Origin of the sequence: Oceanobacillus locisalsi (assembly GCF_042675985.1) — a bacterium.
Taxonomy (GTDB): Bacteria; Bacillota; Bacilli; order Bacillales; family Amphibacillaceae; genus Oceanobacillus; species Oceanobacillus locisalsi.
This window is the reverse complement of record NZ_JBHTKK010000001.1, coordinates 1-14,456: the sequence shown is the minus strand read 5'-3', so window position 1 is coordinate 14,456 and position 14,456 is coordinate 1. Positions and strand designations below refer to the sequence as shown.

9 protein-coding genes and 3 pseudogenes are annotated in these 14,456 nt (G+C 32.8%); 10 read left to right on the top strand and 2 right to left on the bottom strand.

What is annotated here, in order from left to right; all coding sequences use genetic code 11:
- Positions 1-29 precede the first annotated feature (29 nt).
- The 10 genes and pseudogenes from ACFQ19_RS00060 to ACFQ19_RS00015 all read left to right on the top strand — a co-directional run bounded on the left by ACFQ19_RS00060 (position 30) and on the right by ACFQ19_RS00015 (position 13,362).
- On the top strand, positions 30-1,544 hold the full coding sequence (locus tag ACFQ19_RS00060) for an oligosaccharide flippase family protein (RefSeq protein WP_379589802.1): 1,515 nt from the start codon (positions 30-32) through the stop codon (positions 1,542-1,544).
- Between the two features lie 48 nt (positions 1,545-1,592).
- Positions 1,593-2,975: a Coenzyme F420 hydrogenase/dehydrogenase, beta subunit C-terminal domain gene (locus tag ACFQ19_RS00055; protein WP_379589801.1), complete on the top strand. Its 1,383-nt coding sequence runs from the start codon at positions 1,593-1,595 to the stop codon at positions 2,973-2,975.
- An 887-nt stretch (positions 2,976-3,862) separates the two neighbouring features.
- Complete coding sequence (locus ACFQ19_RS00050; protein ID WP_379589800.1) at positions 3,863-5,191, top strand: UDP-glucose dehydrogenase family protein; 1,329 nt, start codon at positions 3,863-3,865, stop codon at positions 5,189-5,191.
- Positions 5,192-5,447: 256 nt separating this feature from the next.
- The gene (locus ACFQ19_RS00045; RefSeq protein WP_379589799.1) at positions 5,448-6,809 is read left to right on the top strand and encodes a hypothetical protein; all 1,362 of its coding nucleotides are present in this window, start codon (positions 5,448-5,450) and stop codon (positions 6,807-6,809) included.
- A 131-nt stretch (positions 6,810-6,940) separates the two neighbouring features.
- Positions 6,941-7,771, top strand: coding sequence for a hypothetical protein (locus ACFQ19_RS00040; RefSeq protein ID WP_379589797.1), 831 nt, complete (start codon positions 6,941-6,943; stop codon positions 7,769-7,771).
- 68 nt (positions 7,772-7,839) lie between these two features.
- Positions 7,840-8,066: pseudogene (locus tag ACFQ19_RS00035) on the top strand (NAD-dependent epimerase); the annotation flags it as partial.
- 225 nt (positions 8,067-8,291) lie between these two features.
- Positions 8,292-9,074 (top strand): abortive infection family protein, encoded by a 783-nt coding sequence (locus ACFQ19_RS00030; protein ID WP_379589796.1) that lies wholly within the window; start codon positions 8,292-8,294, stop codon positions 9,072-9,074.
- 56 nt (positions 9,075-9,130) lie between these two features.
- The gene (locus ACFQ19_RS00025) at positions 9,131-9,955 is read left to right on the top strand and encodes a hypothetical protein (RefSeq protein WP_379589795.1); all 825 of its coding nucleotides are present in this window, start codon (positions 9,131-9,133) and stop codon (positions 9,953-9,955) included.
- Positions 9,956-10,116: 161 nt separating this feature from the next.
- Positions 10,117-10,965 (top strand): annotated as a pseudogene (locus ACFQ19_RS00020) (GDP-mannose 4,6-dehydratase); the annotation flags it as partial.
- Positions 10,966-11,187: 222 nt separating this feature from the next.
- Entirely contained in the window at positions 11,188-13,362 is a 2,175-nt protein-coding gene (locus ACFQ19_RS00015; protein WP_379589794.1) for an AAA family ATPase, read from the top strand.
- A gap of 350 nt (positions 13,363-13,712) precedes the next feature.
- On the opposite strand, the gene ACFQ19_RS00010 is transcribed toward ACFQ19_RS00015, so the two are convergent.
- Together ACFQ19_RS00010 and ACFQ19_RS00005 are read right to left on the bottom strand one after the other, a co-directional pair.
- Entirely contained in the window at positions 13,713-14,102 is a 390-nt protein-coding gene (locus ACFQ19_RS00010; protein ID WP_379590293.1) for a transposase, read from the bottom strand.
- A gap of 33 nt (positions 14,103-14,135) precedes the next feature.
- Positions 14,136-14,327 (bottom strand): annotated as a pseudogene (locus ACFQ19_RS00005) (IS5/IS1182 family transposase); the annotation flags it as partial.
- Positions 14,328-14,456 lie beyond the last annotated feature (129 nt).

Genomic DNA, 14,456 nt, shown 5'->3' with positions numbered 1-14,456 from the left:
AGGAATGTAATTGAAAGAAGTTGTTTAAATTGAATCAATTAAAAATGGGCGCTATGTTGTCATACTTATCAATATTTATATCTATTTTACTAGCCCTATTATATACGCCTTTCATGATAAGAATTCTAGGACAAGCAGAATATGGACTATATTCTTTAATTGGTTCCATAGCTGCTTATTTTAGTGTAATGGACTTAGGGTTAGGAAATGCGCTTGTTAGATACAGTGCTAGAAATCGTGAGATTGGTAATAGCTATTCTGCCTCAAAGTTAAATGGGTTATTTTTAATGTTGTACACGGTCATTGGATTAATTACTATTCTAGTGGGGGTGGGTGTATATAATAGCGTAGATGTTATTTTTGGAAATGGGTTATCAGGTGAAGATATCCATAAAGCAAAAATAATGATTGTTATTTTAATTATTAACTTTGCCCTATCTTTTCCATTATCTATATTTAACTCGATTTTACGTGCACATGAAAAATTTGTTATTGATAAAACAGTTTCAATTATACGTATTGTTTTAGGCCCTCTTTTAATCCTTCCAATTATTTATGTGGGTTATGGGGCCGTATCTATGGTAGTTATTACAACATCAGTTAACTTATCGTGTTTATTGTTTACCATGATTTACTGCTTTAAAAAGTTAAATGTTAGTTTCTACTTTGGAAAAATGGATATGAGATTAACTCGAGAAATTTTAGGATATTCATTTTTAGTGTTTTTAGGAGTAGTAGTAGATCAAATTTATTGGCAAACAGATCAAATTATCTTAGGAGCAGTAAGTGGGACTGTTCCAGTTGCGGTTTATGCGATTGCCATGCTATTTGTAAAACTTTATAAACAATTTTCTACTGCGATAAGTGGGCTATTATTGCCTAGAATTTCAATGATGGTAGCTAAAAATGTAGAGAATAAAGAACTTTCAAACCTAATGATTAAATATGGTAGAATACAGTATTTTATTATTACATTAATTTTATGTGGATATATATTATATGGAAAAGAATTTATATCTTATTGGGCAGGCCCAGGGTATGATCAGACATATTACATAGGTCTAATTATATTAATACCATTAACAATACCTTTAATACAAAATATAGGTGTTAATATACTATATGCCAAAAGTCTCCAAGGATTTAGAGCTACAGTATTAATAATTATAGCTATATTGAATATATTCGTTTCAATTCCAATAGCAAAAGAACACGGCGGCGTTGGAGTAGCTGTAATTACAGCATTAACAATTCTTTTAGGTAATGTAATAGTAATGAATATTTACTATCAAAAGAAGATAGGGTTAGATATGTTAAACTTCTGGAAAAATATTCTTGCAGCTACACTACCCATAGTACTTTCCTTGGTAGTAGGATATTTTATTTCAATGCTGTTTGTACAAGAGTCAATATTTTATTTAGGGATTAAAATAGTTGTTTATACATGTATCCATGCTCTATTCATTTACTTCATAGGATTTAATTCATATGAAAAACAATTAATAAAGTCAATAATAGCAAGAGTTAAAACTAGAATTATGTGATTATAGCAATATCTTAATTTTAAAAGCTTATATTAGGAAGGATAGTATATGAATAATATAGAAAAATTAATGAATACAGTTATTGAAAATGATTACTGCATTGGTTGTGGAGCCTGTGCTAGTTTGGAGGGTTCTCCATTTGAGATTAAGTTTAATGAAAACGGAGAATATAAGGCGTTCCTAAAGGATGCAGATACAAATAACATTGAAATCAATAATATAAATGAAGTATGTCCTTTTTCAAATGATAGTAAGAATGAAACAGAAATTGGTGAAAACTTATTTAAAGATTTTGGAGCATCATTTAATAAATATACAGGATACTATTTAAATAATTATGCCGGTTATGTTACAGAAAGTTCTTATCGTGATAATGGTTCTTCAGGTGGAATGGGTAGTTGGATAGCTGTACAATTATTAGAACAAGACTTAGTTGATTCTATTATTCATGTAAGGGAAAGTTCTGAAGAAAGTGATGCATTATTTGAGTATCAAGTTTCGACGAACAAAAAAGATTTTTTATCTGGCACAAAATCTAAATACTATCCAATTGAGTTGTCTCAAGTTATGAGTTATGTAAAAAATAACGATGGCAGATACGCGATTATTGGTATCCCATGTTTTATTAAATCAGTTAGACTATTGTCTGATACAAATAGTTTAATCAAACAGAGAATTAAATATTGTATTGGTTTAGTTTGTGGTCATTTAAAAAGTGACTTCTTTGCTAAAGCCCAAGGGTGGCAAATTGGAATTCACCCGAATGACCTTACTTCAATTGACTTTAGAGTTAAGTTAGATGGAAGAAATGCTAATGACTATGGAGTAGAAGCTAAAGGGATTGTAAACAATGAAGAACTATCCTTAACTAAAGCTCGGCAGGATCTCTATACAACAAATTGGGGGCAAGGGCATTTTAAATATAATGCATGTGAATTTTGTGATGATGTACTTTCAGAAACTGCAGATGTTACAGTTGGAGATGCTTGGCTCCCTGAGTATAAACATGATAGTAATGGAACTAATATTGTAGTTGTAAGAAACCCTGATATTGAAGATATAATAGAGCAAGGAATTGTAAATCAAAAACTTCAATTAGACCGTTTAACTGCTGATAAAATATATGAATCTCAAGCTGGAGGTTTTAGACAACGAAGAGATGGTTTAGCATACAGACTTTATTTGAAAGACCAAAAGGGCGAATGGAGACCTAATAAAAGAGTAGAATCTTCGAATAATCTTAATAAAAACAGAAAAAAAGTTTATGCCAAGAGAATGGAGCTTTCTCAAGAGAGCTTTGAAGCATTCAAATATGCAAAAGCAAAAGGAAGTTTTGATTTCTATATAAAGCGTATGGAAAAGCCAATAAAAGAATATAATAATATTATTAACCCATCTTTTATTAGAAAAATTATTAATAGGTTGTTTTGATATAAAGGCGATTAGTGGGTCATTCAGCATAAAATAGTCCATACTTGCACTAGTTTGGGCTATTTTATATTTATTTCTCGTTGATTTTATTAACAATCGAATTTTTAATAAGATACATTTAAATTCTATTATTAACATTAGATATACTCTAAAAAAGTTTTTGCAATAAGTATAATTGAGATATTTATTGGTTAATTATAAAATGAATATTCTAATTTAAAAGTGAGTATGGCATTCAATATGTACCAGCCTTGCATTCTTTTTACCACTAAATGCGGAGAGTTTTACCAACTGTTGCGGAAGTCTTTACCACTGAAGAAGCACTTACCAACCACAGTGTCAACTGCTTGCCCTTTACCGCCGTGCCAATTCTAAGCTCTGCTGGGAGGGGACGGGGCCCCGCCAGCAGAGCTTAGAATTGATTGTCCGTGGTACGCTATTGATGCGGATAGAGCCATAAAAGGCTTCTTTTTTGCTATCCGCTATGAAGTTCACTACCACGGACACAAACAAGGTCAAGGGTGGTGGGATTGTTGCTGTATCAATAATTAAACTACTAAATTACTCTATGGCAGAAGCAGTTCAACTACCATGACAATTCTTTTTTTCGTGTGTGGTAAAGTGCTCCGCAATAAGTGGTACAGTCCTTCGCAAAAGGTGGTAAAAAAGATCGCACAAGTGGTAAAAATCATCCGCCGTACTCAATTTAAAGAAAAGCTAAATTAAAAATTCTCTTTATGACATCATGTTTATTTAAACCTTCACTATCATGTTCCCTATTCTCGAAAGTATTTAAAAAATAATGTAACATTAGCAAGAAGAAGTATATAATGAATTAAGATAGTACTCAATATAAGTCTTGAAAAGAGCATCGGAGGGAGAAGTTCTTGAAAAACCTAGCAGTAGCCGGCACAGGCTACGTCGGCCTCGTAACCGGCGTTTGCATGGCAGAAAACGGACATAACGTGACATGTGTAGACATAGACGAACAAAAAGTAAAAAACATGCGAGAAGGTATTTCTCCAATCTATGAAGCAGGATTAGAAGAATTAATGAGCAAAAATATAGCGGCAGGAAGATTGCATTTTACTACAGACTACCAAGTTGCATATAAAGAGGCGGATGCTGTATTTATTGGTGTAGGTACACCTGAAAAAGAAGACGGATCCGCGAATTTGCAATATGTAGAAACCGTTGCAAAACAAATTGCGGAGTCCGTTGAAAATGATTGTTTAGTTGTTGTGAAATCAACCGTACCAATTGGCACAAATGATAACCTAGAAAAGCTTATTGGTGATTCACTTGTGCATAATGTAAGAGTCGAGGTGGCATCGAACCCGGAATTTCTTGCACAAGGTACAGCGGTGAGAGATACATTGGAAGCGGCCCGTATTGTTATTGGTACGGAGAGTGAATGGGCAGAAAACCTCTTAACAGAGATTTATACATCATTTAACCTTCCAATTGTATCTGTGAACCGCCGTTCTGCTGAAATGATTAAATATGCTTCGAATGATTTTCTCGCTTTAAAAATTTCTTATATGAATGATATTGCTAACCTTTGTGAGCTGGTTGGCGCAGATATTCAAGATGTTGCTGAAGGTATGAGCTATGATGATCGGATTGGCAATAAATTTTTAAACGCTGGTATTGGTTACGGAGGATCCTGCTTCCCGAAAGATACAAGTGCTTTAGAGTTCCTTGCTAGACAGTATGGATATGATCTGCGAACCATGCAAGCAACGATCGGTATTAATAATGAGCAAAAGTTGAAGCTGTATGAAAAAGCAAAACAGCGATTAACTTCATTTGAAAGCCTCAAGATAGCGGTGCTTGGCTTAACCTTCAAACCAGGTACTGATGACCTTCGTGAAGCACCATCCCTTGCAAATGTCCCGTTGCTTTTAGAACAAGGTGCAGATATTTATGCATATGACCCAATCGGAGTGGAGAACTTCAAGCAATTTTATGCAGAGGGAAGTCATGGACAAGGGAATATCACTTATGTAGACAGCCCAGAAAACGCATTAGAAGGAGCTGCTGTATGTCTTATTTTCACAGAGTGGGGAGAGATTAGAGCAGTAATGCCAAGTCAATATAAAGAGCTTATGCAGTCTCCGTTGGTGTTTGACGGCAGGAATATTTATGATCTTCAGGAGATGGCTGATAAAGGCGTGGAGTATCATTCGATTGGCAGGCCGACAGTTAAGGACTAATAAATAAGTTAGCTTCGGCAAATTGAATTAATAAATGTATTACCAGCAACAAGCTATTAAATATAGCTGTCGAATTTCATTGTAATACCATAGAATGAAATTCGACAGTTTTTTTCATTTTGAATGGTACAAAGGTCTGTAAACATGTTATCATAGCTTTAAGTTTTAAAAAATTTAGATTTGCTGAATAATACGATAGATTTTTATAGAAGCGTAAAAATTTAAGTTGTACATAAATGTTCAAAGGATAGATAGCATGAGAATAAAAAAGATGAGAATGGCAATTGATTTCTACAAATACTTAATTTTCTTAAATTATAGGCAAAGTGTTGAATTATTGATTAACCTTACTATATTTATGATTTCTTTTATCTCCTTTTTATATAATACCCTTTTTACGGTTGCGGGAGAATATAATAGTGGCTGGCTTCTTTTTTTAATTGTGCTTTATTCTTTCTTTAATATTGTGTGGAACTTATTGGAGAAATGGAAGGAGATTCAAGCTTTTAAAGGAAAAAATAAAGATATCATCATGAAATCGAAGTCCATATTGGTCAAAGACGATAAAGCCGTGCAACTCAGTGATATTCATGCAGAAAGACGGGGAGAAATCCAATTTGAAAATATGGAGTTAAATAGACCGCGAGACAATCAGCAAGAATCTGTTATCTATTCTAAAGAGATTAATCATTACTTATGGGATCGTGATTTCACCATCGAAAAAGACACCATCAAAGAGAAGAAAATCAAGCAATTCATCAAGAAGAATCGAGAAATCATCACTCCCTTTTTCCAGTACAAATATTATGACTCCAAAAAGAATAACCATTTCTTTTTTAACGAGTCGAAGCTTTCAATGTCCAGTGAAATCAATCCAAAGAATGACTATATTAATCTCTGTAAGAGCAACTATTATCATTCTTATTTAACAAATGAAATATCCACATCAACACTCCAGCGAGTAGAAGATGCAACAATTATTTATGATGCATCCAATTTTTATCCCTGCGAACACAAAAAGTTGGATAAGGAAAATGATATCACTTACTTGCAGCCAATGGATAAATGCGAGATGAGTAATCACATCGGAATATCTACTTTGGCCGTAACAAGAGATAATAACCTTGTTATCAGAAAGCAGGGTATCAATACACAGCAAAATAAAAATCAATATGTACCTACTGGCAGCGGCTCCGCTGATTGGTCAGACATAAAAAATAATTCACTGCATGACACGTTGATTCACGCCATGAACAGGGAACTCTGGGAAGAGAATGGCGGAAAGAGTTTAAAAGTTCCCATGAACAAATTTGGAGATACCAAAGTATTGGGCTATTTTAGATGGCTGCGCCGAGGCGGCAAACCTGAGTTTGCCGGAATTACAAAGCTGCATGTTTCAATGAATCAATTAACCCCTGATAATTCGGAGTTTATTGACATAACAAATAAAGCGGATACGGATACGTTTTATTTGAATAGTGTGGATGATGTCCCGGAAAAGATTAAGCAGATACAGGAGATGGAGAATCTTTCTATTCCTTTGCAGATGTGTTTGGTTTTTGTTTTGGATTATTACGAGGAATGTCGGGAGGAGTTGGAGGAGTTTTTGGGGTTGTGATGGTTGTTTTTTCGGTACTTCAAATTACTTGCCCAGTTCAAAAACTTTCATCTATGAAATTCAATAAGGATTAATCATTTAATTTATTAGGTTAGAGATAAAGGTATCTTAAATATAGAAAGGTTGAGAAAATGAAAAACAGGGGTAAAATTGCAGATGGCTCAAAGGCAGGATTCGGCCTTGTTACCGATTCTCTTTTAGATGTAGGAGCTGATATGGGGGCAGAAGCAGCAAAAGAGTCAATTACCAGTTTAGCAGGTGAGTTATTTTTAGATGGAATGAGTTCATTTGTTCCAGGGGTAAGCGGTGCTGTTTCTACCTATAAAAGGAAGCGAGCAGAGAAAAATCTAACAGAACTAGTGTATCATCTTCATAAAAGCCATGATAAATTGATTGAGAATTTAAGTAAACAAACAGAGGAAAACCAAGAAAAACTAGATAAATTACTTCATTTCATATTAGAAATAGTAGTGGATGAATATCAAGAAGAAAAAATTGAATATATGGTAAATGGCTATATTCACTTAACTGAGCATGAAGAAATCACATCTGATTTTGTGATGCATTATTATGATATGTTAAAACAATTACGTATGGTTGATATTGCTGTTTTACGTTTGTATTGTAAAAAGTACTATCTATATGATAGTGAGGAAGCTCAAGAAACATTTCAAAGTGTGATGGAGAAACATGGGATGTCCTATGAGCAATATAATTCTGTTAGGGAAACTCTTAAAAGAAATGGTTTATTAGAACTGGAAATAAAAGATGATGTCGATAAAGATATGACTAAGTTAGAAGAGGGAATTAATAAGATTGTTAGTTATATAGGGCATATAAATAGCAATAAAAAGAGTAGTCCTCCAAGAATAGCAAAAGTGGACATAAAACAAAAATCTAAAGAAAGAATTAAATTAAGTAAGTTTGGCAGGAACTTTTATGAGTTTTTTGGTGAGATTTAAACAACATCATAAGAAAAAGTTAACAGTTTATCAGCTTACTTCTGATAAATGGTGTATGAATTGATAACAGATATTCTATTGAAAATCCAGATGTTTATATTCAAAGCAACGTCAACGGCTTTTCCGATCGCTTAGAGGCATACCGTTACTATCCAGTAGATTATTTAATATACATTAATGGTACATACATCTAATCATTTGTATGACGTTCCGGCAACCAGACTGACTACGTTTTTTCACTGTCTACAGTCCGATGGGATGGCCAGACACGGTCTATGTCGGATTTACCAATAAAAATCATTTAAGTATCCTTTCGCACCACTAACAATGAATTCTAAACTTCGCTGGAAGGGCATTAACCCTTTCGGCGAATACTAAGGAGTGCCGCCTTCAAGGCTAAACAGTTATTACTGTAGTAGATCGGTTCTTATTTTGTTACTAATCACAGTCACTAATTAATGTTTGTTTTTTTAATGGAGGAATCCTTATTAATAATAATACTATAGATAAACTAGAGAAAATGAAATTAGCAATACTTATTGAATATGATGCATATGGAACAGTAGGAGCTAGTAAAATTGAAGAAACTTTAAATGAAACCAATTACAAGAACTATATTGAAAGTCGTTTAATTATTAAAAAGTTAGCTGAAGAAAAAGATGTAGATGTTCCTTCTTTCATACAAGAATCTAGAACAGTAAATGAAGCTGTTGATTCTATAATCCAAGATGCTGAACACAATTATGTTTCAGATTCAGCAATAAAAGGCTATATTAGCCGTTCAATCAATGAGTTTATTGACTATATAGAAGAAAAAAATGTTGATGTTCAAATTCTACATGTGAAAGCAAATGTTCCTGTTGAATTAACCTATCAAAACATATTGGACTCAATTGAAAAATGTGAATATCGAATTAATACTGGCGATTATTCAGGGGCAGTAACAAGTGCTAAGACATTAGTTGAGGGTGTATGTAAAGAAATATTAGAGAATTTTCCTGATGTGGAAGTACCAAATAATATTAAACTACCAGCTCTATTCAATCTTGTTCGTGAAAACTTATCACTTAATCCAGGAAATCCTAATTTAAATCAATCTCTCAAACAAGTACTTTCAGGATTAATAAGTGTTGTAAGTGGCATAACTGAAGTACGTAATTATTATGGTGATTCTCATCTCTCAGAAAATATCTTAAAAGAACATCATGCTCTAGTGGTAGTTAATGCTGCTAAAACTTTGGTGAATTTCTTATTTGGTACTTACAGTTATCAACTCAACAAAGGAAAGTTAGAAGTAAGGTAATATTTTATTATAGATATGGATGATTTTTATGATAATAAATTAGGGTGTGAACAAGTATGCTTTCTCTTGAGGAGTACATTTCAAAAAGAAAAAAGGAAGATCTCATTAATGAATTTGATATTGAGTCAAAATCTCAAAATATGCAAATATGTATGAACTATATATTTGAATATTTTAATCAATATCTTGATGAGTCGAAAATGGATGATAAGACTATGTTAAATAAAGAACGACTAAAAAAGTATAAAAACACGCTTCGGCATTTTGATACTGAGGTTCAGGAATGGTTAGTTGGAATTTATGATGATTACGACAAGCAACTAAAACGTTCGATTGCTAGTTACCTTAAAAAAGATGACTTATTTTATCTATATAACACTGATAAAGAATTTCGGAGTATTTCTTATGATTGCTATGCTCATCTTATAAAGAAGAATCATTTTCTCAAAGAGCAGACAGAAATGCTTTTTCTTTTTATCAAAGATTATCATCGAATTCAAAGCAATCCAAAAGGTGACTTTGAAAACATCTATATATCAGAAGAAGTAAAAGAGTGGATTAATAGGACGTGGAATAAATATCAAGTAAATTTGCCTGCCTTTGCTTCAAATTATGTTGATCACTTTTTTGATAATCAAGAAAGTTGGGATGAAAAGCATAGAATCAGAAGTAAAGATAGTTGGCGGAAATATGAGTATGACTATAAACAGAAGAATAATTTATTTAACATTAATTCGTTATATAGAAGAATATCTCATAAGTCATTCATAAAAGGAAAGAAACAATATTTTGAAATATTATTAATGTATTATTGGCTTCATGAAATTGAGGGCGATGAAGATTATTGGCAAGAATATATAAATAAAGTACTACCTTCATGATTAATGAAACAAGTTAGTTGTAACTGCTGAGAAGAATTGAACACCATTTATGATTTTTGCTAAATTAGACTGAGCATGGCATTCGATATGTACCAGCCCTGTAATCTTTTTTACCATCAAATGCGAAGAGTTCTACCACTTTTTGCTGAATCAAAGATGGGAATGTTACATTCATTAAAGACATTGCAGATAAAGAACGCATCATGAGTCTATTTGAAGCATACAAGCCATCTGTGGTCGTGAACCTTGCTGCACAAGCAGGCGTGAGATATTCGATTGAGAATCCAGACGTTTATATTCAAAGCAACGTCAACGGCTTTTTCAATATCTTAGAAGCATGCCGTTACTACCCAGTCGATCATTTGATTTACGCATCCTCCAGCTCCGTATATGGCGCAAATAAAAAAGTGCCATTTGAGGAAACGGACTTTGTAGACAATCCCGTATCTCTGTATGCATCTACAAAGAAGTCGAATGAATTAATGGCTCATACATATAGCCATTTGTATGACATCCCGGCAACCGGGCTGCGTTTCTTTACCGTCTATGGACCAATGGGAAGGCCAGATATGGCTTATTTCGGATTTACGGATAAATTCTTTAACGATGAGCCGATTCAAATCTACAATAACGGCGATTTCGAGAATGATCTATATCGTGACTTTACGTACATTGATGATATTGTAGAGGGGATTGAACGGTTGGTTAGCCATGCTCCGATTGGAGAGAATGGTGATGTGAAGCATAAGGTATTTAATATTGGAAATAACAGTCCGGAGAAGCTGATGACTTTTATTAATACGCTGGAGAAATGTATTGGGAAGTCGTTAGGGAGAGAGGTTGCGTTCAATAAGCAGTTTGAACCGATTAAGCCTGGTGATGTTCCCGCGACTTATGCGTCTACGGAGCAGTTGCAGAAGGCTGTTGGGTTTAAGCCGGAGACTTCGATTGAGGAAGGATTGCAGCGGTTTACGGATTGGTATGTTGGGTATTATGGGTTGAAGGGATGAATTATAGAAACACTCCAGAGATTCAGTGTGAGAATTTTTGGAGTGTTTTTGTGCTTAATATTTTTAAAAGTGTACAAGCAATTATTTATACTTATTCAAATTAGAGATAATTATTTCTTGTATATACATAAAAAAATTAGTATTTTAATACTAGGGTAAATAGAATTAGTATGTTATGGTAGTAATATATTATTCATAATGATATACAAGGAGACATCGAATATGAAAACAACTATTGATTTATCTGAGCAAGGAAATATATTTTCAGATTCAGAACTAAAAAATTTTAAAAATAAAAATTTTATTTATGGGAAAAACGGGACAGGAAAATCAACATTATGCGAACTAATACGAGAGCAAAAAGCCGAAGATTTTGATGTGAGGATTTTCCAAGGATTTGAAAGCGTTATAGGAGAGAATGAGAAATTAAATGCAGTTGTATTAGGCGAAGAAAATAAAAAGATTCAAAAACAAGTTGATGAAAAAACTGAAAATGTTCTAAAAGCTGCTTCACAGAAAAATGAAAAGCAAAATATACTAGATAGCTTAATTGGTGTTGAAGGTATTAAGAAAAATCAACTTTTACATAATTTTGAAATAGCAAAAAGTGAATTTGAACAAAAAGATAGAGAAATTAGTCGGTTTTACAAAGAATCTGCTACAGAATTGACTAAACAATTTAATTTGGGTAGATCTTATAATAAAAATCATTTTGAAATGGATATCCCGAATTCTGGAAAACTATCTGATGAAGAAAAAGAAGAACTAACAAAAATTTCACATGAAAATGAAAAAAAACAAATTTTTGCAAGGTCCCTTCCTGAATTAAAATTAGAAGACTATTTAACATCTACAAACGAGATATTACATAAAAAGGTAAAAGCAAAGATTGTAATTCCAGAGCTAGAAAACAGTCCCGAAAATCAATCATTTGCTGAAAAGGGATTACAAATCCACGAAAAAATTGATTATTGCGTTTTTTGTGGAGGAGAGGTTACAAACAAGCGAAGAGGTGAACTAGAAACTTATTTTAAAGCAGATGAGGTTTTGTACTTACAAGAAAGAATAGAGAAAGGTATTTCTAAAATAGATACGGCAATTGAAGAAATTGAAAAAGTAGAACTTTTAGAGCAGGGACAATTTTATTCTAAATATAGTGTTAAAGAATTGAATCAGCATTTAAAAGATAAAAAACAAGAATATGTAGACTTTTTGTTAGAGTGTAAGAATCAATTAGAAGAAAAAAATAAAAATTTATTTGAAGGTAGTAATCTTTTGGAATTAGAATTGCCGGAAAATTTTTCTGCCATTCAAACGGATATAGACGATTTAATTAAGAAGAATAATGAATTCACAAAAAATATAGAAAATAACAAAGAAAATTCAAAAAAAAGATTGCGGTTGCACTTTGTTGCAGAAAAATGCGAAGAGGCCAAACATGAAAGATTACAAGGAGAAAAACTATCCTTAGAAAAAAAGAGAGATGAAGCAAAAAAAATCTTGGATAAAGAAAAAAATCAAATTTTTGCAGAAAAAGAAGAGATAGAAAAGCAGATTACAGCTGAAAATTTAGAAATCAAGAGGTTACAGGAAACAATAAAAAATCCAGAAATTATTGTTCGAAAAATAAACGAAAAGATATCGAAATCTGGGAAACATAATCTAGAGTTGAAATATATTGAGTCAGAAAAACATTACCAAATTCTTAACAGTAATGGATCAACTAGAAAAATAAATGAAATTTCAACAGGAGAAAAGAATATAATCTCGTTTCTATATTTTATAGAGAGTCTAAATAGCTTTGATTTAGATACGGGAAAACCTAAAATAATTATTTTTGATGATCCAATGAGCTCAAATGATGACACTATGCAGTATTTAATTATTTCAGAAATAGAAAAATTGTATAAAAGAAAGAATTTATACGAACACTTTATACTGCTTACTCATAACTCACATTTTTATCTAAAAGTAACACATAATAGAAAAAATAGAAGAGACAAAGAGAATGCGTATAAAGTTGATAACTTTATACGCATGAGCAGCGATGGCGTGTCAACTGTTTTTATGTATCTAGAGAATAAAGATGAAGATTTTAAGACACAATACGGAAGCTTGTGGAAAGAATTGAAATTCCTATATGATCATGATAAAAAAGATTTCATGTGTAATACCATTAGAAGAATAATTGAAACATATATGGTATTTAATGGAGTTCCTGGAAATAAAAATGCGGAAAGTAAAATGTTATTTAATACAAATTCTCATTTTTCAGAAGTAGGTGACTTAGAAACCGACACCAATGGGTATACAAGAGAACAAATTATTGATTTTTTGAAACAGTATTTCCAACAAAATAATGCGGAGAAGCATTTTAATAATTATTGGAAAAAATAAGTGCCATTTTCACTTAACAGTTATACAAAATCTATGATCAACAAATTACTACAGAATACAGTAACTTATATTTTCATGACATTTAAAAAAAGGGGAGAACAATGAAGTCTACCAAACTCATTGCTTATTATAAGCGTATACTTCAAGAACATGAAAAAAATCATATCAATAAAAAAAGTATAAACGATGGTCTATTATATTTTACATCTTGTTAATATTTATTCCAGTGCTTACTGGTACCGTCAATAAGTTTGTGTAAATTTGTAGGATATCCTCTCTATTGGGATGTATTTTCAGACACCTTCCCTGGGTACCTGGGGAAGGTGTCTGAAAATTAGCTTGTTTCTTCCCTATTCCCCGTAGCGTTCTTCAAACATATCTTGTAATGCTTGATAAGCGGTTGCGAGTCCTCTTAACTTACGTTCTCCCCATCGTTTGTTATAATCTGTTACTTGAAGGTACACGATTTTTTCCGTTGCTTGATCACTTGGAAAACTATTCATCGTTTTCGTACGCTTCTTGATTTCTTTCATGGTTCGTTCAATGATATTTGTCGTGTAGATGACACGCTGTATAGAAGAAGGGTAATCCAAAAAGGTAAGGAGAACATCCAAATCTTCTTCCCAAGTCTTGACGACTTTGGAATATTTGGTTTCCCAGACTTCTTTAAACGTTTGAAATCGTTCTTTTGCTTCTGCTTTTGTACTCAACATTATTTGGCGGTAAGTGGTAAATAGTATGTCAGAGGTGGTACATTTCGATGGCTGTAATCATTTTTTGACAGGTGCCTTATCTCGTGTTTTAAAATGGTTTGCATTAATGGCAATGACTTCATCGGCAATAACCCCTTCTGTGATAGCTACCAGCGTTACGCTTTCAAAAGATTTCTCTAAAATATCCGATTCACTTAGTTTCGTTATCAGACGGGAATAGGCAGCTTCTGATGGGATAGCGTCGGAAACTAGAAGTAAGCGTAAAATAGCCCACACCTATTAAAAGGTATGGACTATTGTTATGATTTATTTAGATTGATTGGGAACACGACATTCCTCAGGAAGAGTCGGTGACCAAGGTAAGAGGTGAGCTAATTTTTC

What these genes read in the sequence shown, in the direction of transcription:
- ACFQ19_RS00025 (WP_379589795.1), top strand. Translation starts at nt 9,131, where the DNA reads ATGCTTTCTCTTGAGGAGTACATTTCAAAAAGAAAAAAGGAAGATCTC.
- ACFQ19_RS00040 (WP_379589797.1), top strand. Translation starts at nt 6,941, where the DNA reads ATGAAAAACAGGGGTAAAATTGCAGATGGCTCAAAGGCAGGATTCGGC.
- ACFQ19_RS00045 (WP_379589799.1), top strand. Translation starts at nt 5,448, where the DNA reads ATGAGAATAAAAAAGATGAGAATGGCAATTGATTTCTACAAATACTTA.
- ACFQ19_RS00055 (WP_379589801.1), top strand. Translation starts at nt 1,593, where the DNA reads ATGAATAATATAGAAAAATTAATGAATACAGTTATTGAAAATGATTAC.
- ACFQ19_RS00015 (WP_379589794.1), top strand. Translation starts at nt 11,188, where the DNA reads ATGAAAACAACTATTGATTTATCTGAGCAAGGAAATATATTTTCAGAT.
- ACFQ19_RS00030 (WP_379589796.1), top strand. Translation starts at nt 8,292, where the DNA reads ATGAAATTAGCAATACTTATTGAATATGATGCATATGGAACAGTAGGA.